Here is a 22,948-nt window from a genome sequence, read left to right on the forward strand (position 1 = left end):
CATCCGGCATAAAATGCAGCCGCAGCGCAAACGTTCCGAAAACAATACGTGACCAGTGTCAAAGCCAGCGTCTCACCCTGCGCCGATAGGCAACATAGGCCGGGCCAAGTTCCTTTGTCAGCACGCGCTCTTCAATGTTGACCTGCAGCATCACCGCAATGATGAGGACGATGGCGACGGTGAGCTGCAGAACGGAGGTGAACACCAGAACCAATCCCGTAAACAGCACAATCTGCCCGACGAAGACGGGGTTTCTTGACATGCTGAAAGGCCCGGTATCCACGATGGTTCCGAGATGGCCTTCGGCCGCGCCGATGCGCCACGATTTGCCCATGTAATGCTGCGCGTAGAGCGCGAGCGCACTTCCCGCCAGCGCCATAACCACCCCAGCGAAGCGGATGGCTGCGCCGGTATAGTGTCGGTCCAGCAGCCAACCGGCCTGTTGCGGTTCCAGCCAGAGGGTGAAAAGCGGCAGAAGCGCGCCGAGAAGAAACGCGACACGGAAAAGCGTGGCGGGAACGGTTTGCCTTTCGCGACCCTTGGCAAAAAGCCAGACAGGTTCGCCCGTGCGCTTCGCCAGCCGGGCCGTCAGCCATAAGAAACCGCCGATATAGGTCCACACAGCAAGCACTGCCACAAGATCAATCATGTCTCCCCCAAATATATTGCCCAAGCCGGAAGCGGGCTTCCGACTCGGAACAAATGTAGCAATGGAACTATTGCATCGCCCTGTCTTCGACTACGGGGACAGGCGTGAAATTTCAAAAAACAAACCAATGAATGGAAATTTCGCCGGAGTACGCACGTGCACCGGACGAAAATAAAAATTATCATTAAATATCAATTAATACTGAAATTATAATATGCGTGAATAATTTTGGATAGAAACTTCCTGTTTCATCGGAGAAACGCGCTTGAGTGTTCTTGATCGTGGTGCCAATGCTTTCGCGGCTCTCGCCGCACTTTCCAAATCCCAGGCCATCATAGAATTCGACCTTTCGGGAAAGATTCTTGCCGCCAATGAGAATTTCTGTCGGGCTCTGGGTTACGAACTTTCGGAAATCCTCGGCAGGCATCACAGCATGTTCGTCGAACCCGCCGTCATCGCTTCGGCGGATTACAAGGGCTTCTGGGCAAAACTTGCTGCCGGTCAGTTCGATCAGCAGCAGTATAAGCGTATCGGCAAGGGCGGCAGGGAGGTCTGGATCGAGGCTTCCTATAACCCGGTGTTTCGCCGCGGCAAGCCGGTGAAGGTGGTGAAGATCGCTACAGACATCACCGCACGCAAGCTGAAGGCGGCGGAAGACGCCGGCAAGATCGACGCCCTTTCCCGGGCGCAGGCCATCATCGAATTCTCGCCCAACGGCGAAATCCTGACCGCCAACGAGAATTTTCTGACGGCGCTGGGCTATTCTCTGGCGGAAGTGCAGGGCCGGCATCATTCCATGTTCTGCGAGCCGGCCTATACACAGTCACCGGCCTACAGGCAGTTCTGGGAAAGGCTCGCCGGCGGCGATCTGGTGGCGGATGAATTCATGCGTCTTGGCAAGGGCGGCCGCAAGGTCTTCATCCAGGCCTCCTATAACCCGATATTCGATCTGAATGGGAAAGTGTTCAAGGTCGTCAAATTCGCGACCGATGTGACCGGCCGTGTCGAGAATGTCGAAAAGCTGGCGCAGTGCCTTACAGACCTTGCCGAAGGCGATCTTGCCCAGAGCATCGACACGCCTTTCATTCCCTCGCTTGAACGGCTGCGCACGGATTTCAACGCGGCTTCGGAAAAGCTCAAGCAGGCCATGACGCGGGTGTCTGAAAATGCCGGCGCCATTTCTTCCGGGTCGAATGAAATACGATCCGCGGCAGATGATCTTGCCAGACGGACGGAGCAGCAGGCGGCTTCGATAGAGGAGACCGCAGCCGCGCTTGAAGAGGTCACCACCGCAGTCAGTGATTCAAGCCGTCGGGCAGAAGAAGCCGGCAGGATCGTTGCCCGTGCCCGCGACCATGCCGAACATTCAGGCCAGGTGGTGCGCGATGCCATAGGCGCCATGGATCAGATTGAAAAATCATCGCGGGAAATCTCGAGCATCATCGGCGTGATCGACGAAATTGCTTTCCAGACCAACCTTCTGGCGCTCAATGCGGGCGTGGAAGCGGCCCGTGCAGGCGAGGCAGGCAAGGGCTTTGCCGTTGTCGCGCAGGAGGTGCGCGAGCTTGCGCAGCGCTCGGCGACGGCCGCAAAGGAAATCAAGAACCTGATCAACGCTTCGGGCAAGCAGGTGGAAAACGGCGTCGGCCTCGTCACCAGGGCGGGTTCGGCGCTGCAGGAAATCGCAGAGCAGGTCCGCGACATCAATACCAATGTGGCGGCGATCGTGGATGCGGCCCGCGAACAGTCCACGGCGCTTGCCGAAATCAATCAGGCGGTCAACAGCGTGGATCAGGCTACCCAGCAGAACGCCGCGATGGTGGAGGAGCAGACGGCCGCAAGCCACAGCCTCGCGCGGGAGGCCGCGGCCCTGTTCGAGCTCCTTGGCCAGTTCCGGTTCGAGGAGACTGCGCGTCATGCGGCCTCTACGCGCAGCTGGTCGGACCAGCCCGCCGCCGCCGCCCCGCGCCGCCCGCTATCCCGCCCGCCGGGCGTGCGTGGCGCATCGAGCGCGGCTGTCGCGCGTGAGGAATGGCAGGACTTTTAGAGGCATCTGGGGTTCCCTTCCATCCCCTGCGGGCCTTGGCATGGGGGGCCATGAAACGTCTGAAACCGAAATCGATCCATGCAAGTGCGGGGTATAGGCATATCGTCGCGATTGTCGGATAATCGGCGCAGCGCGCCTGAAGATTACGGGGACTTTCGTTTGGCAGGGATGACATCAACAGGCAGGGTCGTGCTCGTTCTCTGCTGGCTGGCGGCGTTTCTCGGGCCGGCGCAGGCCGAAACGCCGGCTGACGGCAAGGCGTCCTGCGCCCATGCCCACGATGTGGCGCCCGAATTGTGCATCAGTCCCCAGAGCTACAACAGGGACCTTTGCCACGCCATCGAGGTTCTCGCCGCGCGCCATGCCGTTCCGCCGGATTATTTCGCCAGGCTGATCTGGCGGGAGAGCCTGTTCCGGGCCGATGCGGTGAGCCCGAAGGGGGCGGAAGGCATTGCCCAGTTCATGCCGGGGACGGCGAGGCTGCGTGGTCTGGACAACAGTTTCAACATCATTGCTGCGCTGGAGGCGTCGTCACGCTATCTGTCGGAGCTGAAGCTGCGCTTCGGCAATTTCGGTCTCGCAGCCGCAGCCTATAATGCCGGCGAGGCGGGGCTGCGCGGTTTTATTGCGACAGGTCGCCTGCCGGTGGAAACGCGCGATTATGTCTTTGCAATCACCGGGTATCCCGTGGAAAGCTGGAAAGACAATCCACCGGATAAGGCCGCGCCGGCGCTGGACGGCAGCCGGCCCTTCATCGACGCCTGCCTGCGGCTTGCCGATACACGCACGATCAACGATCCCGTCCTGATATCTTCGGCCGACTGGGCGCCATGGGGTGTGCAGCTTGCAGCCCACTACAATCCGACGGTGGCGAACCGGCTCTTTACCCGTGCCATAGGCCAATTGTCGGGGCCTCTCAATGCCGAGCGCGCACTGATCGTGCGGCAAAGGGGTGGCAATTTCGGTTCGCGCCCGCGTTACGCCGCGCGCATCGGCCGCGAGACCAGAGCCGAAGCCAATGCGCTTTGTGGTGAAATCCGCGGGGCGGGTGTTCCCTGCACCGTATTCCGCAACCGCTAGCGGGGGCCGCGGCTGATCATGACAAGTTGATCGGCCCATACGCCGCTCCTCCTTTCAGTGTGAGATGATCGCTCCTAGATTTGCGGCCGGCGGCGACCGCAACCCGCGGGCCGGTGGCGTGTGACGAGGGGATGAATTGCACATGAGATTGCTTGAAACCGGAGCGCTGACAGCGATGCTGACCATGGCCGTGGCGTGCACCAGCACCGGGCAGACGGAAATCACCCGCACTGTGGCCGGTTTTAAAGGGCAGCCGCGGGAGGCGGCAATCGCTCGGCTTGGCCGCCCCAACAAGGTCATCATCGAAAAGGGCGCAACCGAATCCTACTGGCTGAAAGTGGATGTCGAGACCTATGCCGGGCTCAGCAACCGGCGCGAATACCGGACCGTCGACGGGCAGGCACAGGTCTCGCAGACCGAGGGCATGAAAATCAAGCAACATCGCCGCGATTGCATCATCAAGATCACCGCGGACGCAGCTTCCATCATCACCACGAGCGAGATCATCGGCGATCCGGCAAGCTGCGAGACTGTCCTGGGGCGTCCGGCTCCCTGACCGCCGTGGTTGAGATCGCCGCAGATTTACAGATGACGGCGGTTTTTTCCGAAGCCTGAAACCGTGCGCGTCTTTCGTTAACGGATTGGCGCCGCCTTTCTGTGGATGAGAGCGTCTGCTGTTGTTACCGTGAGCCTCTACGCATATGTTGGAGTACTGATTTTCGATTTCCGGGCAAGGCGGACAGGCACCTCATGACCTCCCAGTTGGACTTTTTCGCTTCCGCGGCCGCGCGGCTTCCCGAGACCGAACGGGGGCGAAAAATGCCGGGACGCGGAGCGGTGCAGAGGGTCGCGATGGATGACGAGGGGCTGGCGGGCTATCTCGAATCCACCGGCAATTACCGCGTTCTGCGCAAGCTCATGCCGCGTCAGGTCGTGGAACGGCCAAGGCCGGAATTTTCCCGCCGGGGCGTGATCCTCGACACGGAAACCACGGGTCTGAACCACCGTACGGACGAAATAATCGAGATCGGCGTCATCGCCTTCACGTTCGACGATCAGGGCGCCATTGGCGACGTCACCGGCATTTACGGCGGACTGCGGCAGCCCAACGTCGCCATACCGGCGGAGATCACCCGGCTGACAGGGATCACCGATGACATGGTTGCGGGGCAGGCGATCGACATGGAGCGGCTGGCTTCTCTCGTCGGCGATGCCGATCTGATCATTGCCCACAATGCCGGCTTTGACCGTCCCTTCTGTGAAGCCGTCTCGCCCATATTCAACGAGAAGGCCTGGGCCTGCTCCGTTTCCGAAATCGACTGGCGGGTGCGTGGATTTGAGGGCAACAAGCTGGGTTATCTGATCGGTCAGTCCGGTTATTTCCATGATGGCCATCGCGCCGTTGATGATTGCTTCGCGCTGCTGGAGGTGCTCGAGCAGAACCGGCCGGGCCAAGAAGGCATGACGCCCTTCATGGAGCTTCACGCGGCTAGCCGTAGATCGCGCGTCCGGATCTACGCGGAGAACAGCCCCTTCGATATGAAGGATCACCTGAAAAAGCGGGGTTATCGCTGGTCGGACGGTTCGGACGGCCGGCCGAAATCCTGGTGGGCGGAGCTGCCGGAAGAGATGCTGGCGGAGGAGCTGCATTTTCTGCGCACCGAAATCTATCGCTGGGACGCCGACCCTACGGTCAAATATCTCACGGCTTTCGACCGGTTCAAGGCCGGGTAGGGTTAATCGCCTGCGGGCGCTTTGATCGAATGATGAAAATCTGTCCTGTTAACAGGCTGCTTCTTTCGTGTGCGCTGGACGGATTGCTCAAATTTTGAGCTCATGTCGTTTTCCCCGCGATTGAAAGTGGGGAATCCGTCTGGCACGGGCTTTGCTTTCCGTCTTGTATGCAAGATTTACATACCAGGCAGGATCGTCAGATAAACATTGAAGAGGCCATCGTATCCGGCATTTTGTCGGCGCGTATCCGGCCGGGCACACGGCTCAGCGAAAACCAGCTTGCCGGTCTTTTCTCCGTATCGCGCACCCGGGTACGCGAGGCGATGATGCGGCTGGAAACCCGGGGAATCGTGCACGTTAGTGCGAGGCGGGGCTGGTTCGTGGTCGAGCCGTCTGCCGAGGAGGCGATGACCATCTATGAAGCGCGCCGGATCATCGAATCCGGGTTGCTGCGCAGTATGCGGACCCTTACCGAGGAAGGGCGCGGCGTTCTCCTGGCGCATCTCCAGGAAGAGAAAGTCGCCATAGCCGCGGGCGACCGGCAGCGCCTGACCTGCCTCATGGGCGATTTTCACATCAGGATCGCCGAGCTTTGCGGTAATGCCGTCCTCGTTGAACTGCTGCGCGACCTGACGGCCCGCACGATCCTCATTTCCATGCTTTACCAGTCGGAATTCCATGCGCTGCAGTCGCATCAGGGACATTGCCGGATATTCGAGGCGATGGCAGCCGGCGATTTCGCGAGGGCGGCGGAGCTTTCAATCGAACATCTGGACGAAGTGGAAACCGGCCTCGATCTCACCCGGCGACCTGACCCGCTCGCCGGTCTTCGCCACTCGCTCGCCCTTCCGGAGCATAACCGCGGCGATACCGACAAAAAAACCGAGCAACAGAACCAGCACAAGGAGAATGACCCATGATATTCAGACGGACCTTCATCGCCGCCGCCGCCATGGCTGCCGCCTTCGGATTTTCCGCGCCCGCAAAGGCGGACGCCCTTGCCGACATTGCCGCACGCGGCACGCTGCGCGTCGCCGTGCCGCAGGATTTTCCACCCTTTGGCAGTGTCGGGGCCGACATGACACCGCAGGGTTATGACATCGACGTCGCGAAGCTGATCGCCGACAAGCTGGGCGTGAAGGTGGAGCTGGTGCCGGTCACCAGCGCCAACCGCGTTCCCTATCTGCAGACCAACAAGGTCGATCTGGTGATCTCCAGCCTCGGCAAGAACGCCGAACGCGAGAAGGTCATCGATTTTTCGACCGCCTATGCTCCTTTTTTCAACGGCGTGTTCGGTCCGCAGGACGTTTCCCTCTCCAAAGCCGAGGACCTGAAGGGCAAGACCGTTGCCGTGACGCGCGGTTCGGTCGAAGACCTCGAGCTGACGAAGGTTGCGCCCGCTGACGCCACCATCAAGCGCTATGAGGACAATAACGGCACCATCTCTGCCTTCCTGTCCGGTCAGGCGGAGGTTGTCGCAACCGGCAATGTGGTCGCCGCCGCCATTCTGGCGAAGAACCCGCCGAAGCGGCCGGAAATGAAATTCCTGATCAAGAATTCGCCCTGCTACATCGGCCTCAACAAAAATGAGACGGCCCTGCTGGAAAAGGTCAATGCGACTATCGCCGCGGCCAAGGCGGACGGTTCGCTGAATGCCATCGCCACCAAATGGCTCGGGCAGGATCTGCCGGCCGATCTCTGATCGTCACATATCCCCGTCGTCCCGGTTCCCCGGGACGGCTTTCTCACCACCGGCGCAAGGGGACCTTTCTTGAGCTATCAATTTGATTTCCTGTGGCTCGGCGAATATTGGCCGCAGATTGCCAAGGGTATTGCCATCACCAGCCAGCTGACGCTGGTGGGCGGCGTTATCGGCGTGTCGCTCGGCACCGCCTGCGCCTGGGCCCGTGCGCTTGGCCCCTCCTGGCTAAGGCCCATCGTCGGCGGTTACGTCGAACTCATCCGCAATACGCCTTTCCTCATCCAGCTGTTTTTTATCTTTTTCGGCCTGCCGTCGCTTGGTTTCAAGCTTTCGGAGCTGACCGCCGCCAATCTGGCGATGATCGTCAATCTCGGCGCCTATAGCTGCGAGATCATTCGCGCCGGCATCCAGGCAACACCGAAAGGCCAGTTCGAGGCGGGGGCAAGCCTTGCGATGACGCACTTCGAAACCTTCCGCCACGTGGTGCTCCGGCCATCGCTGCAGCGCATCTGGCCAGCGCTCACGTCGCAGGTTGTCATCGTCATGCTCGGCTCGGCGGTTGTCTCGCAGATCGCGGTGGAAGACCTGACGTTTGCGGCCAACTTCATCCAGTCGCGAACCTTCCGCGCCTTCGAGGCCTATATTGTTTCGACGGTGATCTACCTGCTGCTCGCGATCCTGCTGCGGCAGGGCATGCTGGCGCTGGGCGGCCTCCTTTTTCCGCGGAGGCTGGCGCGATGATGGAATTCACCTTCTGGGATATTCTGCGCAACCTGTTGCTTGCCACGCGCTGGACGCTGCTGCTGTCGCTGGTTTCCTTCGCTGGCGGAGGCCTGGTCGGCCTCGCGCTTCTGTGGCTGCGCATCAGTCCGCGTCCGGCCTTGGGCCGTCTTGCCCGCATCTATATCGAAGTCTTTCAGGGCACGCCGCTCCTGATGCAGCTTTTCATCGCCTTTTTCGGCCTCGGCCTCTTCGGAATCGATGTTCCAGCCTGGCTTGCCGCAGGCGTGGCGCTCATCCTGTGGACTGCTGCGTTTCTGGCGGAAATCTGGCGCGGCTGTGTAGAGTCGATCGCAAAGGGGCAATGGGAAGCCTCGGCAAGCCTTGCCATGGGCCGAATGCAGCAGATGCGTTACGTCATCCTGCCCCAGGCGATGAAGATCGCCATTCCACCGACAGTCGGTTTTTCCGTCCAGGTGATCAAAGGCACCGCGCTCACCTCCATTATCGGTTTCGTTGAACTGTCCAAGGCCGGCACGATCGTCACCAACGCGACCTTCCAGCCCTTCACGGTATACGGGCTGGTGGCGCTCATCTATTTCGCCCTCTGCTGGCCATTGTCGAAATCCAGCCAGTTTCTCGAAAGGAAGCTCAATGTCGCTCATCGAAATCACTGAAGTCCACAAGAGCTTTGGCGACAACGAAGTGCTGAAGGGCATCAACCTGGATGTCGAGCCCGGAGAGGTGATCGCGATCATCGGGAAAAGCGGTTCGGGAAAATCGACGCTGCTACGCTGTATCAACGGTCTGGAGACGATCAGCAACGGCTCCATTCAGGTGGCTGGCGCCCAGCTGCTTGATGACGAGCTGCATCTGAAGGCCCTCAGATTAAAGGTGGGCATGATTTTCCAGCAGTTCAATCTCTTTCCGCATCTGACTGCCGGCGGCAATGTGATGCTGTCGCAGATGGTTGTGAAGAAGCTGGCGGCGCCCGAGGCGGAGGCGATGGCGCGCAGGATGCTGGAGCGTGTCGGTCTGGCGCACAAGTTCGACTCCTATCCGGACCAGCTCTCCGGCGGTCAGCAGCAGCGCGTGGCCATCGCCCGCGCGCTTGCCATGCAGCCCATCGCGCTTCTGTGTGATGAAATCACGTCTGCGCTTGACCCGGAACTGGTGTCGGAGGTGCTCGCTGTCGTGCGTGAGCTTGCCAGGGAGGGCATGACACTTCTGATGGTGACGCATGAAATGAAGTTCGCCCGTGACGTCTGCTCGCGCGTCGTCTTCATGCATCAGGGACGGGTACACGAGATCGGCCCGCCGGAAGAAGTTTTCGCTAACCCCCGCACACCGGAACTCAGGCAGTTCCTCGGTGTGCTCTAACATTCCATGGCTGCGCACGCCTGCAGAACGGCGTGCGCAGTGGCCCGTGCGCCGCAGGCTTCGCGCTGCGACTTGCGCGTTCATGCGCCATGTGAACCAGCGGCGCGTAATCAATTAGTCGCCAAGATTGCATACAATTTTTCCATCGCATCGAAAACAATCGCTGTAAATTTGGGCACTCTTCCCAACCGGTGTTTCTCCCCATTTAAATTATCCTTTTGCATCAATGAGAAAGCCGATTGGCACGCCTCCTGCATGGATAGAAGTGTCGCAGGAGAGTGTTTATGAGCAAAGCCGCCGCAATTGACATCGCTTCCGTATCCAAGATTTACGGCAACACCACCGCCGTCCATGCGATAAGCCTGAAGATACCGGCGGGGAGCTACTGCTGCCTGCTCGGCCCGTCGGGCTGCGGCAAGACCTCGACGCTCCGGATGATCGCTGGTCACGAGAGCATTTCCAGCGGCGATGTCAGGCTTGGCAACACCGTCGTGACCGATCTGCCGCCCGCCCGGCGCGGCACGGCGATGATGTTCCAGTCCTATGCGCTGTTTCCGCATCTCGATCTCGTCGACAATGTCGCCTTCAGCCTCAAGATGAAGGGTGTGGACAGGGAAACCCGGCGCACAAAGGCGCTGGACATGCTGCGCCTGATGCAGCTCGAGCCTTATGCCGGCCGACGCCCGGCCCAGCTTTCCGGTGGGCAGCAGCAGCGCGTGGCGCTGGCGCGCGCGCTCATTACCGATCCCGAGGCGCTGTTGCTGGACGAGCCGCTTTCGGCGCTCGATCCCTTCCTCAAGATCCGCATGCGCGCCGAGCTGAAGAAGCTGCAGACTTCACTCGGCATCACTTTCGTTCACGTCACCCACAGTCAGGAAGAGGCGATGGCACTGGCCGATATCATCGTCGTCATGAATGACGGCCGCATCGAGCAGGCCGCGACCCCGCGTGAGGTTTTCGAGCGACCGGCGACCGCTTTCGTCGCCCGTTTCATGGGCGACCACAATGTCATTTCCGGACGATTCAGGGAAAGGTCCGGCGAGCTGGTGACGCTTGAAGTCGCAGGCGGCGGCACATTTACCGCGACAGGCGCGGCGCCGGATGACGGGGCGGTCGATATCGCCGTTCGCACCGATCGGGTGCGTGTGGGTGAGACCGATCAACCCGGTCTCGGTTTCACGGGTATCGTCTCCAATGTCGAGTATCGCGGCGCCACCGTGAAGATTGCCGTGACCGGCGCCGGCATGGAGGATTTCAATGTCATCCTCAGCGACGCCGCCTTTTTCGAAAACCCGGTCAGGACCGGCGACGCCATACCCCTTTCATGGAATGCGGCCGATGCCATCGTGCTCGGCCGGGTAGAGAAGTGACCCCAAAAATAACCAGAGGAGAACTTTGCAATGACCGATACCACCAGCAGCAAGAAGGGCCTGTCCCGCCGCGGCCTCCTGAAAGCGGGCGCGGCTGCCACGGGTGCGGCGATCGGCTCCGGCCTCATCACCGGCTTCCCGACCATCTGGGCGCAGAACCCCATCACCATCCGCCAGTTCGGCACCGGCGTCTCCAACCTCAACGCCATTGCCGAAAAGTGCAAGGCGGACCTCGGCATCACGCTTGAGATGACGGCGACGGATTCCGACGCCGCTGCCCAGCGCGCCGTCACCCAGCCGAACTCCTACGATATCGCCGATATCGAATACTGGATCCTGAAGAAGGTCTATCCGGCCGGCGTCATCCAGCCGATGGAAATCAAGAAGCTCAAATATTACGACAAGATCGTGCCGCTGTTCAAAAACGGCAAGCTGAAGCCTGACAGCGTGGTCGCGCAGGGCACTGCGCCGCACACTGTCGGGTACGTCGAGAAGCCCGGCGACAAGACATTTGCCAAGGGTGAGACCGATTATTTCACCATGGTTCCGACCATCTACAATGCCGATACGCTCGGCATCCGCCCCGATCTCGTCGGCCGCGATATCACCAGCTGGGCCGATATCATGGACCCCAAGTTCAAGGGCAAGACCTCCATCCTCAACATCCCGTCCATCGGCATCATGGACGCGGCGATGATCATGGAAGCCATGGGCAACATCAAATATGCCGACAAGGGCAACATGACGAAGGCAGAGATCGACAAGACCATCGATTTCCTCATCAAGGCCAAGAAAGACGGCCAGTTCCGCGCCTTCTGGAAGAGCTTCGACGAAAGCGTCAACCTCATGGCCTCGGGCGAAGTCATCATCCAGTCCATGTGGTCACCGGCCGTTGCCGCGGTCCGCTCGAAGGGCATCGCCTGCAAATACCAGCCGCTGAAGGAAGGCTATCGCTCCTGGGGCGGCGGTCTCGGTCTCGCCAAGCATCTGTCCGGTGCGAAGCTCGATGCAGCCTATGAATATATCAACTGGTACACCTCGGGCTGGGTCGGCGCCTACCTCAACCGTCAGGGTTATTACTCCGCCGCCATGGAAACCGCGAAGGAGCACATGACCGCCGACGAGTGGGGTTACTGGGTCGAGGGCAAGGCGGCTCAGGGCGATATCATCGCGCCAGACGGCAAGGTCATGGAAAAGGCCGGTGCCGTGCGCGATGGCGGTTCCTTCGAGGAGCGCATGGGCAAGGTGGCGTGCTGGAACTCGGTCATGGACGAAGACCGCTACATGGTTCGCCGCTGGAACGAGTTCATCGCGGCGTGATGCTTTCAGGACGACCGGCGGCAAGTGCCGCCGGTCAATTGCGACAGGCACCCACCTCTCGACGTCATCCTCGGGTCAAGCCGAGGATGACGTCGAGGGTGTGGCGGACCTTCCAACGTGCCCGCTGGCGGCAATGCCGCCGGCACTTCTGCAAATCCACAGAAAGGCTCCCCATGGTGACGGTCAGACTCATCGGCGTCAGCGACAAGAAGGACAGACCGCCCCGCAGCTTCGCGCTGCCGCAAAAGCTCGTTTCCTATGTGCAGGCTGCCCCGCTTTTCCTGATCCTCGGCTTTTTCCTGGCTCTGCCGATCCTCATGATCGCCGTCGTCAGCTTCTGGGATTACGATTTTGCCCAGATGTATCCTGATTTCGTGACCTTCAATTACAGCGAGACACTGGGATCGTGGGTCACCTGGCAGACCTATCTAAATACGCTGAAATATGCAGCGATGGTCTGGGCCATCACGCTGTTCTGCGGTTTTTGGGTGGCTTATTTCCTCGCCTTTCACATCCGCACCACCACCATGCAGATGGTGCTGTTCCTTGTCTGCACCGTGCCCTTCCTGACGTCCAACATCATCCGCATGATTTCGTGGATACCCGTTCTGGGGCGAAACGGTCTCGTCAACAGCGCGCTGGTCGGCACCGGCATCATCCCCGAGCCGATCGAATGGCTGCTCTATTCCGATTTCGCCGTGGTGCTGGCCATGGTGCATCTCTATACGCTGTTCATGGTCACGCCGATCTTCAACACGCTGATGCGCATCGACAAATCCTTGATCGAGGCGGCGCGCGACGCTGGTGCGACCGGCTGGCAGACGCTCACCAATGTCATCATTCCGCTCGCAAAACCCGGCATGGCGATCGGCAGCATCTTCGTTGTCACGCTGGTCATGGCCGATTTTTCCACGGTTCAGGTCATGTCGGGCGGCCAGAGCGCCTCGGTGGCGCTGATGATGAAGAACCAGATGTCGCTGCTGCAATATCCGGCCGCTGCCGCCAATGCCGTCATCCTGCTCGTCCTCGTTCTTCTGATGGTCGCGGGCATCCTGCGCATCGTCGATATCCGCAAGGAGCTTTGATCATGCACCGGGAAAAACGCGGCCGCGAATTCTATATCCTCGCTTTCTTTTTCGCCGTCTTCGTGCTGTTTCTTTACGGCCCGTTGTCGGCCATCCTCATCCTCGCCTTCCAGGGGCCGAACGGAGGCCTGACGTTCCCGCTGAACGGCGTCTCGCTGCACTGGTTCGGCAATCTCTTCGAACAGCAGGCAGTCGGCGATTTCGGCGGATCGTTCCGCCGTTCCTTCGCTCTCGGCCTGATGGTCATGGTCGTAACCGTGCTCGTCTCTTTGCTGGCAGGCCTTGCCTTCCGTCGCAAATTCATCGGCGCGACGCCGCTGTTTTATCTGTCGGTCGCCAGCCTGGTGGTGCCTTCCATCATCATATCCCTTGGCATTGGTGTTTTGTTTCAGCAGCTTGGGCTTGAACCTTCATGGTATACATCAGCTTTTGGCGCGCATCTGACCTGGACGTTGCCCTTCGGCGTTCTCATCATGCTCGCCGTCTTCAATCGGTTTTCGCCGTCCTATGAGGAAGCGGCGCGCGATCTCGGTGCGTCCTCATGGCAGACCTTCGCCCATGTGGTGCTGCCGATGATCGCGCCGAGCCTGATCGGTGTCGGCCTCTTCGGGTTCACGCTTTCCTACGACGAGTTCGCCCGCACGCTGATGACGTCTGGCACCTACAACACGTTGCCGCTGGAAATCTACGGCATGACCACCAATGTCACGACCCCTGTGCTTTATGCGCTAGGCGCCGTTACCACCCTGTTTTCCTTCCTGGTGATTGCGGCCACGCTTGGCCTGATCGTCACCCTCAATCGACGCCATTCGCGCGGATGAAGAAACCCAAGATGCGCATTCTCGTCATCAATCCCAATACCACGCAGTCCATGACCGCGACCATCGCCGACGCCGCGACACGGGTGGCGGGCCGCGATACGGAAATCCTTGCCGTCACCTCTTCCATGGGGCCTGTCTCCATCGAAGGTTATTACGACGAGGTATTCGCGGTGCCTGGCCTTCTGCTGGAGCTTGTCAAGGCTCCGGAGCTGCGCGTCGACGCGGCGATCATCGCCTGTTTCGATGATACCGGGCTTGATGCGGCCCGGGCTCTTGCAGATATTCCCGTCATCGGCATCTGTGAGGCGGCGGTTTCCGCCACGGCCTTCATCGCGCAGAAATTCACCATCGTCACGACGATGGAACGGTCCCGGCTGCCGCTCGAACATCTCGTCCAGCGCTATGGCATGTCTTCCCGCTGCAATGTCCGCGCCGCCGACATTCCGGTGCTATCGCTGGAAGAGGCGGGTTCGAATGCACGCGAAAGGCTGCGGGAGGAAATTTCGCTGGCGCTGAGGCAGGATCGTGCCGAGGCGATCGTGCTCGGCTGCGCCGGCATGGCCGACCTGACGGCGGAACTCCGCGCTGAATTCGGCGTCCCTGTCATTGACGGCGTCGCAGCAGCCGTCAAACAGGCGGAAGCACTGGTATCCATGGGGCTCTCCACCGCCAAGCGCGGTGCTTATGCCACGCCGGTTGCCAAGCCCTATCGCGGATTGCTGGACATATTTCAGCCGGGCAGGAGCGGCGGGATGCCGGAGGGCGGCTGAAGCGTTTCCCGGTCCGGTTCACACGGTGCTGATTTCGCAAGGCCCTTCATATCCCTGTCGTAATAGTGTCTGATACCCTCGGCGTTTCAGTGCGGACGATGTGTATGCGCAGCCGTCATACGCTTAGGGAGCTATCGTTGAATTCCTCGACACCCACGATTTCGAACGACACCGCGCGTCACAAAATCGGAACGCCCGGCGAAGTTTTCGCGGCCTTTCTGAAGCTCGGGGTCACGTCCTTTGGCGGCCCCATCGCTCATCTCGGTTATTTTCGCGATGAGCTGGTCGTCCGGCGCAAATGGGTCGATGAAGCCGGTTATGCGGACCTCGTGGCGCTCTGCCAGTTTCTGCCCGGTCCCGCTTCCAGCCAGGTGGGCTTTGCGCTCGGGCTGCTGAGGGCAGGGCCGCTCGGGGCGCTGGCCGCCTGGACGGCGTTTACGCTGCCATCTGCCATTCTTCTCGTCGCGTTCGCAATGGTCGCCGCATCCATCGAAGGCCCCGTCGGCACCGGACTGCTGCATGGATTGAAGATCGTCGCTGTTGCCGTGGTCGCCCAGGCGGTATGGGGAATGGCAAAAAGCCTCTCACCGGATCGTGAGCGCGCGACCATCGCGATGGCCGCCATCGTCTGTGTCGTGTTCATCGCCGGCGCTTTCGGGCAAATCCTGGCGCTTTGCGCCGGAGCGCTCGCCGGGCTGGTCTTCTGCCGCGCCGCCTCGGCGGGGTCGACCAGCCATCTTGCCTTCCGCGTGTCGAAACGCGTGGGATATGTTTCGCTTGCGGCTTTCGCCCTTCTTCTCGTTCTGCTGCCGGTTCTAGCGGCGGGCGCGGCCTGGCAGGGGCTCTCCTTGTTTGACGCCTTCTATCGGGCCGGCGCGCTGGTCTTCGGCGGCGGCCACGTGGTGTTGCCTCTGCTGCAATCCGAAGTCGTCGCCTCGGGCTGGGTCACCAGGGATGCCTTCATTGCCGGCTATGGCGCAACGCAGGCCGTGCCCGGTCCGCTCTTTACTTTTGCTGCTTATCTCGGCGCGGTGGCGGGCCCTCAGCCGAACGGCGTGGCGGGCGCAGCCATCGCTCTCGTTGCCATCTTCCTGCCCGGCATGTTGCTTCTCGTCGGCGCACTTCCTTTCTGGGAGGGCTTTCGCCGGCATCCTCTAGCGCAGGCGGCCATGCGCGGCGCCAATGCCGCGGTGGTCGGCATATTGGGCGCGGCGCTTTATGATCCCGTCTGGACCAGCGCCGTCTTCACCCCCAGGGATTTTGCACTGGCGCTTGCGGGTTTCATCCTGCTGACGGTCTGGAAAGCGCCGCCATGGGTCGTCGTTCTTCTTTGCGCGGCCGGCGGCGTGGCGCTCGCCCTCGTGTAAAGGCTTCAGGCAGTGCCGATGCTGTCGAACAGCCAGTCGGAAAAGACCTGCATGGCTGGGGTCGGCGGTTTCGATTGCAGCCGGGTCAACCAATAGCTAGCGAGCGATATGGTGACGGGAAAAGGTTGGACGACCGCTCCGGAAGCCAGATGCCGTGAAAACATCGACGGCGGCGCCAGCGCGACACCGAGCCCTTGCAGGGCGGCCTCCATCATCCCGAGCGACGTGTCGAAGACAATGCCGGCATTGACCTGTGCGGCCGGCGTAACGCCCGCCGCCGCAAACCAGCTGCTCCATTCATCGGCGCGGTAACTGCGCAGCAATGTCGCTTCCATCAGGTCGGCCGGCGCTTTCAGCGTTTCCGCCAGTTTCGGCGTGCACAGCGGCGAAAGCGGCGCGTCGAAGAGACGAAACGCATCCGTGCCGTGCCACGAGCCCTGACCGAAACGAATGGCGAAATCCAGCCCCTCTGCCGCCATATCCACCCGGTTGTTGTTGGTGGAAACCCTGACGTCAATAAAGGGGTGGCGCTTCTGAAACGCCTGCAGGCGCGGCAGCAGCCAGCCGACCGCGAAGGTGCCGACAACGCCGAGAAACAGCAGTTCGCGCACCTGCCCGGCCTCGATGCGGTCAAGCGTCGTTGCCATCTGGTCGAAGGAACTGGTCACCGTCGGCAGCAGGGCTTCGCCTTCCGCAGTTATCTTCAGGCCGCGCGGGAGACGTTGAAAAAGCGCGACGCCCAGCCGCTTTTCCAGTCCCTTGACCTGCTGGCTCACAGCCGCCTGCGTCACGCATAGTTCGATCGCCGCGCGGGTAAAGCTCAGATGCCGCGCGGAAGCTTCGAACGCGCGCAAACCGTTCAGGGGAAGAAATTGACGGACCATTCGAGACCTAGATTTTCTTGTGTCTCCTCCGAGATATCATGATTTGTTCGTGCAATGTAGGGCGGCTAAACGTCTTTCGCGCTGGCTGGGGAAACGCCTGATATCCACCTGAGGTTTTGGAGACGCGACAGATGAATTTTCACCGCAGACATATCGTATGGACGGCCATGCTTTCGGCGATCCTCCTCACGCCGGCTCTGGCCGACGACGAGGCGAGGCTGAAGGCGATAACGGATGCGGCGATCAAGCCAATCATGGAAAAGAATGGTATACCCGGGCTTGCGGTCGGCATCAGCGTCGATGGAGAGAGTTACATCTTCACTTACGGCGCGATGTCAAAAAGCACCGGCCAGCCGGTGACGGCTGAAACGCTGTTCGAACTTGGCTCCATCAGCAAGACATTCACGGCTATTCTTGCGACCTACGCCGAGGCGAACGGGCATTTGTCGCTGTCCGGCAGGGTCAAGGATTATCTTCCGGGCATGAAGGGTTCCGCTTTCGGTGACGTTACATTGACGCATCTCGGCACCCACACCGCAGGCGGCTTTCCGCTACAGGTGCCTGACAATGTCAAAACGGAAACGCAGCTGCTGGCTTATCTCAAGAGCTGGAAGCCTTCTTACGGCGCCGGAACGCACAGGACCTACGCCAATCCCAGCATCGGCATGCTCGGCTACATCACGGCAAAGGCGATGGGGCAGGGCTACGACGCCGCCATGCAGGACACGCTCTTTCCTGCGCTCGGCCTGAAGGACACGTTCACGGTCGTTCCCAAGGCGAAGTTGGCCAATTATGCACAGGGCTACACGCGAAACGACGAGCCGGCCCGCCTGACGCCGGGCATTCTCTCTTCGGAAGCCTATGGCGTCAGATCGACGGCGACAGACATGATCCGCTTCGTCAACGCGAATCTGGGGCTTGAAAAGCTGGACGGCAAGATCCGGCAGGCGATCGCAAGCACCCATACCGGTTATTTCGCGGTCGGCGCCATGACGCAGGATCTCGTCTGGGAGCAATATGCCCAGCCTGTCGCCTTGAAGACGCTTGTCCAGTCCAATTCCGGCGCTCTTCTCAAAACCGTTCCGGTGCAGGAAATCGCGCCGCCCCTGAAGCCCGGACAGGATGTCTTCGTCAACAAGACGGGTTCCACCAATGGTTTTGGCGCCTATGTCGCCTTCATCCCTCAACGGAAACTCGGCATCGTCATACTGGCCAACAAAAACTATCCCAATGAGGATCGTGTCACGGCGGCTGTCGAGATTTTGACGGCTGTCGAGAAGGCGGACTGATATCCGCCCGATGCTTCCTTGCTGTGCAGGCGCGAAGCGCACTCCCGCCGGCGCCAAACGCATTTCGATCCCGCCGCCCGGATGACAGCGAGAACCAATCGCGCTACCGGAGAAAAGATACGCCGGCCACCGATTCGATCTCGGCCGACCGCGCTTATCATCAAAAGGCAACTCTTTTTGCGCGGCTGCGATCTGCGACGGAAAAGCCGTCAGTCTCGCGCCGGGCGGTTCGTGGGGGACGACGATGAGCGACACGGGTGGTTATTTTCCTCGCTGGCGATTGAAAACCGAAGGGCGCATCATGCCGGATGAGCGGTTGCCCGCCGGGCAGACCGCGGTGCTCGGTTTGCAGCACGTCGTGGCCATGTTCGGCTCCACGGTTCTCGCGCCGCTGATCATGGGCTTCGATCCGAATGTATCGATCCTGTTTTCCGGTATTTCCACGCTGATCTTCTTCATTGCTGTTGGCGGTCGCGTGCCGAGCTATCTTGGTTCATCCTTCGCCTTCATCGGCCCCGTTCTGGTGGCGACCGGGGCGGCGGCGGGCGCGGCAAGCCCGAATATCGCGCTTGCGCTCGGTGGCATCATCGCCGCGGGGGTGCTTTATGCACTGATTGGCGTGATCGTCATGATTGCCGGTCATAACTGGATCGAGCGGCTGATGCCGCCGGTCCTGACGGGGGCCATCGTTGCCGCCATCGGCCTCGTGCTTGCGCCCATCGCGATAGCCAGCGCCTCCGGCTCCGGCCCTGGCAATCCCGATGGCGACCAGCTGTCGCGATGGATTGCCATTCTGACGGTCACCTCGGTCGGTGCGATTGCCGTCTATGCGCCCGGAATGGCGCGGCGCTTGCCGATCCTCATCGGCGGCGCGATCGCCTATCTCGCCTATCTCGTGGTGGCGAACGGTCTCGGCCTCGGCAAACCGGTTGATTTTTCAGGCGTCGCCGCCGCAACCTGGTTCGGATTGCCAACCTTCACCACGCCGGTCTTTTCCGCATCGGCAATCGCACTCATAGCTCCGGTCGTCGTCATCCTCGTGGCCGAAAATCTCGGGCACATCAAGGCTATCGGCGCGATGACCGGCAGGAACCTCGATCCCTACCTCGGTCGGGCCTTTATCGGCGACGGCATCGCGACCATCTTCTCCGGCGCCTTTGGCGGAACCGGCATGACCACCTATGCAGAGAACATGGGCGTCATGGCGATAACCCGCATCTTCTCGACGCTCGTTTTCATTGTCGCGGCTTTGGTGGCCATCCTCCTCGGCTTTTCGCCGAAATTCGGCGCGCTGATACAGACGATACCCGGGCCGGTCATCGGCGGTCTGTCCGTCGTCGTCTTCGGCCTCATCGCGGCAACCGCCGGGCGCATTTGGGTGGAAAACAAGGTCGACTTTTCCGAGCCACGCAACCTCATCACGGTGGGTATCGCCCTTGTTCTGGGGGCAGGAAATTTCAAGCTGAATGTGGGCGGATTCACGCTTGATGGCATCGGCACGGCGACAATCGGCGCCATCGCCTTTTATCATCTGCTCGGCCTCGGCAAGCCGGCGCAGGGACGATAAGGCGGGGAGTGCCGGCGCGGCCTGGCGGCGAAGATGTGGGATGGGCGAAATATCGCGCATCCCCGCGCTTACAGGCATGCGACATCTTGTCAGCGGCCCCCGGTTGGCGTAGTCGAAACCGACAGAAACCCGGGGGCGACCAGCACTACCGTTTGGTGGCGCTGTGTTCGGCTCCATAGACATCATGACGTTGGGATTGCGATGAACCTTTACTTGGATTACCTGGCTGAAATCAAAAGCAGAGAGCCACAGGGACTTGCGCCCAAGCCGATCGATGACGGTGCGTTGACCGCCGAAATCATCGAACTGATCAAGGATGCAGGCAGCGAACACCGCGCCGATGCGCTGAAGTTTTTCATTTATAACACATTGCCGGGAACCACGAGCGCCGCCGGTGTGAAGGCTGCGTTTCTGAAGCAGATCATCCTCGGCGACGTCATCGTCCCCGAGATTACCCCGACCTTCGCGCTGGAACTGCTGTCGCACATGAAGGGCGGCCCGTCGATCAAGGTGCTGCTCGACATCGCGCTCGGCAACGATGCCGCAATCGCCACCAAGGCGGGTGAAGTGCTGAAGACCCAGGTCTTCCTTTACGATGCCGACATGTTCCGCCTGCGGGATGCCTACAAAGCCGGCAACGCGATTGCCCGGGACGTGCTTGAAAGCTACGCCAAGGCCGAGTTCTTCACCAAGCTTCCCGATGTCGAGGACGAGATCAAGGTCGTCACCTTCATCGCCGCCGAAGGCGATATTTCGACCGACCTCCTGTCTCCGGGCAATCAGGCGCATTCGCGCTCCGACCGCCAGCTGCACGGCCAGTGTATGATCTCGCCGGAAGCGCAGGCGCAAATCGTCGCGTTGCAGAAGCAGCACCCCGACAAGCGGGTGATGATGATCGCCGAAAAGGGCACGATGGGCGTTGGCTCCTCGCGCATGTCGGGCGTCAATAACGTGGCGCTGTGGACCGGCAAGCAGGCCAGTCCCTATGTGCCGTTCGTCAACTATGCCCCCATCGTTGCGGGCACCAACGGCATTTCGCCGATTTTCGCCACCACCGTCGACGTGACGGGTGGCATCGGCATCAATCTGAAGAACTGGGTGAAGAAGCTCGGCGAAGACGGCAAGCCGATCCTCAACAATGACGGCAACCCCATCCTTGAGCAGAAATATTCTGTCGAGACCGGCACGGTCCTCAAGATCGACGCCAAGAATCGCAAGCTGCGGGACGAAAACGGCACCGAGCTGGTCGATCTCGCTTCGTCCTTCACGCCCCAGAAGATGGAATTCATGAAGGCTGGGAGCTCCTATGCCATCGTCTTCGGCAAGAAGCTCCAGACTTTTGCCGCTGAAACGCTTGGCGTCGAGGCGACCCCTGTCTTTGCACCGAACAAGGAAATTTCGATCGAAGGCCAGGGCCTCACCGCCGTCGAGAAGATCTTCAACCGCAACGCCGTTGGCGTGACGCCTGGCAAGGTCCTGCACGCCGGCTCCGACGTTCGCGTCAAGGTCAACATCGTCGGTTCGCAGGATACGACCGGCCTGATGACCGCGCAGGAACTGGAAGCGATGGCGGCCACCGTCATTTCGCCGCTGGTGGACGGCGCCTATCAGTCTGGCTGCCACACGGCGTCCGTCTGGGACAAGAAGGCTCAGGCCAACACGCCGAAGCTCATGGCCTTCATGCACAATTTCGGCGTCATCACCGGCCGTGATCCGAAGGGCGTCTATCACTCCATGACGGACGTGATCCACAAGGTGCTGAACGACATCACCGTTGATGACCGGGCAATCATCATCGGCGGCGACAGCCACACCCGCATGTCCAAGGGCGTCGCCTTCGGTGCGGACTCCGGCACCGTCGCTTTGGCGCTCGCCACGGGCGAGGCGACCATGCCGATCCCGCAATCGGTCAAGGTCACTTTCAAGGGAACGATGCAGCCCTACATGGACTTCCGCGACGTGGTGCACGCGACGCAGGCGCAGATGCTGCAGCAGCACGGGGACAACGTGTTCCAGGGCCGTATCATCGAAGTCCATCTCGGAACGCTGCTTGCCGACCAGGCTTTCACCTTCACCGACTGGACGGCCGAGATGAAGGCCAAGGCGTCGATCTGCATTTCCGAAGACGAAACGCTGATCGAGTCGCTGGAGATCGCCAAGTCGCGCATCCAGATCATGATCGACAAGGGAATGGACAATGCCGCACGGACGCTTAAAGGCCTGATTGCGAAGGCGGATCAGCGCATTGCGGAAATCCGTTCCGGTGAAGTTCCAGCATTGAAGCCTGACGCGAATGCGAAATATTTCGCTGAAGTCGTCGTCGATCTCGATGTCATCAACGAACCGATGATCGCCGACCCGGACGTCAACAACAACGACGTTTCGAGACGCTACACGCACGATACGATCCGTCCGGTTTCCTATTATGGCGCTACCAAGAAGGTCGATCTCGGCTTCGTCGGCTCGTGCATGGTGCATAAGGGCGACGTGAAGATCGTCGCGCAGATGCTGCGCAACATCGAAAAGACCGAAGGCAAGGTCGAATTCAAGGCGCCGCTCGTCGTTGCCGCGCCGACCTATAACATCATCGACGAGCTGAAGGCGGAAGGGGATTGGGAAATCCTCCAGAAATATTCCGGCTTCGAATTCGATGACATCAACCCGAAGACAACGAACCGGACCGAATACGAAAACATCCTCTATCTGGAACGCCCGGGCTGCAACCTGTGCATGGGCAACCAGGAAAAGGCAGCGAAGGGTGACACGGTTCTGGCAACCTCGACTCGTCTCTTCCAGGGCCGCGTCGTTGAAGACAGTGCCGAAAAGAAGGGTGAATCGCTTCTGGCCTCGACCCCGGTCGTGGTGCTGTCCGCCATTCTCGGCCGTACGCCGAGCATCGAGGAGTATCGTTCCGCCGTCGAGGGCATCGACCTGACGAAGTTCGCTCCGCCGAAGACGGCGCCGATCGATTCCCAGTCGGTGCATTATTAATCCGCAATACCGCCTGCATCTGGATGCGGGAGGGTGCGGTGAATGAAAGAGGGGCGGCGGGGAGATATTCCCGCTGCCCTTTTTGTATTGGCCCTTGTCGCTGGCCCGCCGGGTCTTGAGCATTATCAAGACAATAGCCGTCTGCGGCATGCCGAATTGTCAGCACTTGCAT

20 protein-coding genes are annotated in these 22,948 nt (G+C 60.5%); 18 read left to right on the forward strand and 2 right to left on the reverse strand.

Going from position 1 to position 22,948, the window contains the following annotated elements; genetic code table 11:
• Positions 1-58: 58 nt before the first annotated feature.
• Positions 59-649 carry a methyltransferase family protein gene (locus tag FHW77_RS04175; RefSeq protein WP_004444901.1) on the reverse strand — a complete coding sequence of 197 codons (591 nt, stop codon included), beginning with the start codon at positions 647-649 and terminating at the stop codon, positions 59-61.
• 265 nt (positions 650-914) lie between these two features.
• On the opposite strand from FHW77_RS04175, the gene FHW77_RS04180 reads away from it, so the two are divergent.
• The 15 genes from FHW77_RS04180 to chrA all read left to right on the forward strand — a co-directional run bounded on the left by FHW77_RS04180 (position 915) and on the right by chrA (position 16,045).
• Positions 915-2,696 carry a methyl-accepting chemotaxis protein gene (locus FHW77_RS04180; protein WP_004444899.1) on the forward strand — a complete coding sequence of 594 codons (1,782 nt, stop codon included), beginning with the start codon at positions 915-917 and terminating at the stop codon, positions 2,694-2,696.
• Between the two features lie 168 nt (positions 2,697-2,864).
• On the forward strand, positions 2,865-3,776 hold the full coding sequence (locus tag FHW77_RS04185; protein WP_042936997.1) for a lytic transglycosylase domain-containing protein: 912 nt from the start codon (positions 2,865-2,867) through the stop codon (positions 3,774-3,776).
• A 142-nt stretch (positions 3,777-3,918) separates the two neighbouring features.
• Positions 3,919-4,332 carry a hypothetical protein gene (locus FHW77_RS04190; RefSeq protein WP_004444895.1) on the forward strand — a complete coding sequence of 138 codons (414 nt, stop codon included), beginning with the start codon at positions 3,919-3,921 and terminating at the stop codon, positions 4,330-4,332.
• 194 nt (positions 4,333-4,526) lie between these two features.
• Complete coding sequence (locus tag FHW77_RS04195; protein WP_004444893.1) at positions 4,527-5,510, forward strand: 3'-5' exonuclease; 984 nt, start codon at positions 4,527-4,529, stop codon at positions 5,508-5,510.
• Between the two features lie 167 nt (positions 5,511-5,677).
• Positions 5,678-6,430, forward strand: coding sequence for a GntR family transcriptional regulator (locus tag FHW77_RS04200; RefSeq protein WP_064263360.1), 753 nt, complete (start codon positions 5,678-5,680; stop codon positions 6,428-6,430).
• A complete protein-coding gene (locus FHW77_RS04205) occupies positions 6,427-7,212 on the forward strand; it encodes a transporter substrate-binding domain-containing protein (RefSeq protein WP_004444890.1) in 786 nt (261 codons plus the stop codon). The genes FHW77_RS04200 and FHW77_RS04205 overlap by 4 nt, the downstream gene beginning before the upstream one ends.
• Before the next feature lie 69 nt (positions 7,213-7,281).
• Positions 7,282-7,953 carry an amino acid ABC transporter permease gene (locus FHW77_RS04210; RefSeq protein ID WP_004444888.1) on the forward strand — a complete coding sequence of 224 codons (672 nt, stop codon included), beginning with the start codon at positions 7,282-7,284 and terminating at the stop codon, positions 7,951-7,953.
• Positions 7,950-8,609, forward strand: a complete 660-nt coding sequence (locus FHW77_RS04215; protein ID WP_004444886.1) for an amino acid ABC transporter permease — start codon at positions 7,950-7,952, stop codon at positions 8,607-8,609. Before FHW77_RS04210 ends, FHW77_RS04215 begins: the two co-directional genes overlap by 4 nt.
• Entirely contained in the window at positions 8,587-9,312 is a 726-nt protein-coding gene (locus FHW77_RS04220) for an amino acid ABC transporter ATP-binding protein (protein WP_004444884.1), read from the forward strand. Before FHW77_RS04215 ends, FHW77_RS04220 begins: the two co-directional genes overlap by 23 nt.
• A gap of 284 nt (positions 9,313-9,596) precedes the next feature.
• Positions 9,597-10,682, forward strand: a complete 1,086-nt coding sequence (locus tag FHW77_RS04225; protein ID WP_004444882.1) for an ABC transporter ATP-binding protein — start codon at positions 9,597-9,599, stop codon at positions 10,680-10,682.
• 30 nt (positions 10,683-10,712) lie between these two features.
• The gene (locus FHW77_RS04230) at positions 10,713-12,002 is read left to right on the forward strand and encodes an ABC transporter substrate-binding protein (protein ID WP_004444880.1); all 1,290 of its coding nucleotides are present in this window, start codon (positions 10,713-10,715) and stop codon (positions 12,000-12,002) included.
• Positions 12,003-12,175: 173 nt separating this feature from the next.
• Positions 12,176-13,087: an ABC transporter permease gene (locus FHW77_RS04235; protein WP_004444878.1), complete on the forward strand. Its 912-nt coding sequence runs from the start codon at positions 12,176-12,178 to the stop codon at positions 13,085-13,087.
• A gap of 2 nt (positions 13,088-13,089) precedes the next feature.
• Positions 13,090-13,908 (forward strand): ABC transporter permease, encoded by an 819-nt coding sequence (locus FHW77_RS04240; protein WP_004444876.1) that lies wholly within the window; start codon positions 13,090-13,092, stop codon positions 13,906-13,908.
• Positions 13,909-13,919: 11 nt separating this feature from the next.
• Positions 13,920-14,678 (forward strand): aspartate/glutamate racemase family protein, encoded by a 759-nt coding sequence (locus tag FHW77_RS04245; RefSeq protein WP_182590352.1) that lies wholly within the window; start codon positions 13,920-13,922, stop codon positions 14,676-14,678.
• 137 nt (positions 14,679-14,815) lie between these two features.
• Positions 14,816-16,045, forward strand: a complete 1,230-nt coding sequence (gene chrA / locus FHW77_RS04250) for a chromate efflux transporter (protein WP_162696205.1) — start codon at positions 14,816-14,818, stop codon at positions 16,043-16,045.
• A 5-nt stretch (positions 16,046-16,050) separates the two neighbouring features.
• Here the strand turns inward: chrA and FHW77_RS04255 are convergent, their stop codons facing one another.
• On the reverse strand, positions 16,051-16,929 hold the full coding sequence (locus FHW77_RS04255) for a LysR family transcriptional regulator (RefSeq protein WP_111813603.1): 879 nt from the start codon (positions 16,927-16,929) through the stop codon (positions 16,051-16,053).
• Between the two features lie 131 nt (positions 16,930-17,060).
• Here FHW77_RS04255 and ampC point away from each other — a divergent pair, with 131 nt between their 5' ends.
• From ampC to FHW77_RS04270, 3 genes are all read left to right on the forward strand, one after another.
• Positions 17,061-18,218: a class C beta-lactamase gene (ampC, locus tag FHW77_RS04260; protein ID WP_111813605.1), complete on the forward strand. Its 1,158-nt coding sequence runs from the start codon at positions 17,061-17,063 to the stop codon at positions 18,216-18,218.
• A gap of 244 nt (positions 18,219-18,462) precedes the next feature.
• Positions 18,463-19,785 carry a solute carrier family 23 protein gene (locus tag FHW77_RS04265; RefSeq protein ID WP_111813607.1) on the forward strand — a complete coding sequence of 441 codons (1,323 nt, stop codon included), beginning with the start codon at positions 18,463-18,465 and terminating at the stop codon, positions 19,783-19,785.
• 201 nt (positions 19,786-19,986) lie between these two features.
• The gene (locus tag FHW77_RS04270) at positions 19,987-22,776 is read left to right on the forward strand and encodes a bifunctional aconitate hydratase 2/2-methylisocitrate dehydratase (protein WP_111813609.1); all 2,790 of its coding nucleotides are present in this window, start codon (positions 19,987-19,989) and stop codon (positions 22,774-22,776) included.
• Positions 22,777-22,948 lie beyond the last annotated feature (172 nt).

It is taken from the genome of Agrobacterium sp. RC10-4-1 (assembly GCF_014138475.1).
Classification (GTDB): Bacteria; Pseudomonadota; Alphaproteobacteria; order Rhizobiales; family Rhizobiaceae; genus Agrobacterium; species Agrobacterium pusense.

Coding starts and splice junctions, on each gene's coding strand:
- FHW77_RS04175 (WP_004444901.1), bottom strand. CDS start 649: ATGATTGATCTTGTGGCAGTGCTTGCTGTGTGGACCTATATCGGCGGT.
- FHW77_RS04185 (WP_042936997.1), top strand. CDS start 2,865: ATGACATCAACAGGCAGGGTCGTGCTCGTTCTCTGCTGGCTGGCGGCG.
- FHW77_RS04190 (WP_004444895.1), top strand. CDS start 3,919: ATGAGATTGCTTGAAACCGGAGCGCTGACAGCGATGCTGACCATGGCC.
- FHW77_RS04195 (WP_004444893.1), top strand. CDS start 4,527: ATGACCTCCCAGTTGGACTTTTTCGCTTCCGCGGCCGCGCGGCTTCCC.
- FHW77_RS04200 (WP_064263360.1), top strand. CDS start 5,678: ATGCAAGATTTACATACCAGGCAGGATCGTCAGATAAACATTGAAGAG.
- FHW77_RS04205 (WP_004444890.1), top strand. CDS start 6,427: ATGATATTCAGACGGACCTTCATCGCCGCCGCCGCCATGGCTGCCGCC.
- FHW77_RS04215 (WP_004444886.1), top strand. CDS start 7,950: ATGATGGAATTCACCTTCTGGGATATTCTGCGCAACCTGTTGCTTGCC.
- FHW77_RS04220 (WP_004444884.1), top strand. CDS start 8,587: ATGTCGCTCATCGAAATCACTGAAGTCCACAAGAGCTTTGGCGACAAC.
- FHW77_RS04225 (WP_004444882.1), top strand. CDS start 9,597: ATGAGCAAAGCCGCCGCAATTGACATCGCTTCCGTATCCAAGATTTAC.
- FHW77_RS04230 (WP_004444880.1), top strand. CDS start 10,713: ATGACCGATACCACCAGCAGCAAGAAGGGCCTGTCCCGCCGCGGCCTC.
- FHW77_RS04235 (WP_004444878.1), top strand. CDS start 12,176: ATGGTGACGGTCAGACTCATCGGCGTCAGCGACAAGAAGGACAGACCG.
- FHW77_RS04240 (WP_004444876.1), top strand. CDS start 13,090: ATGCACCGGGAAAAACGCGGCCGCGAATTCTATATCCTCGCTTTCTTT.
- FHW77_RS04245 (WP_182590352.1), top strand. CDS start 13,920: ATGCGCATTCTCGTCATCAATCCCAATACCACGCAGTCCATGACCGCG.
- FHW77_RS04255 (WP_111813603.1), bottom strand. CDS start 16,929: ATGGTCCGTCAATTTCTTCCCCTGAACGGTTTGCGCGCGTTCGAAGCT.
- ampC (WP_111813605.1), top strand. CDS start 17,061: ATGAATTTTCACCGCAGACATATCGTATGGACGGCCATGCTTTCGGCG.
- FHW77_RS04265 (WP_111813607.1), top strand. CDS start 18,463: ATGAGCGACACGGGTGGTTATTTTCCTCGCTGGCGATTGAAAACCGAA.
- FHW77_RS04270 (WP_111813609.1), top strand. CDS start 19,987: ATGAACCTTTACTTGGATTACCTGGCTGAAATCAAAAGCAGAGAGCCA.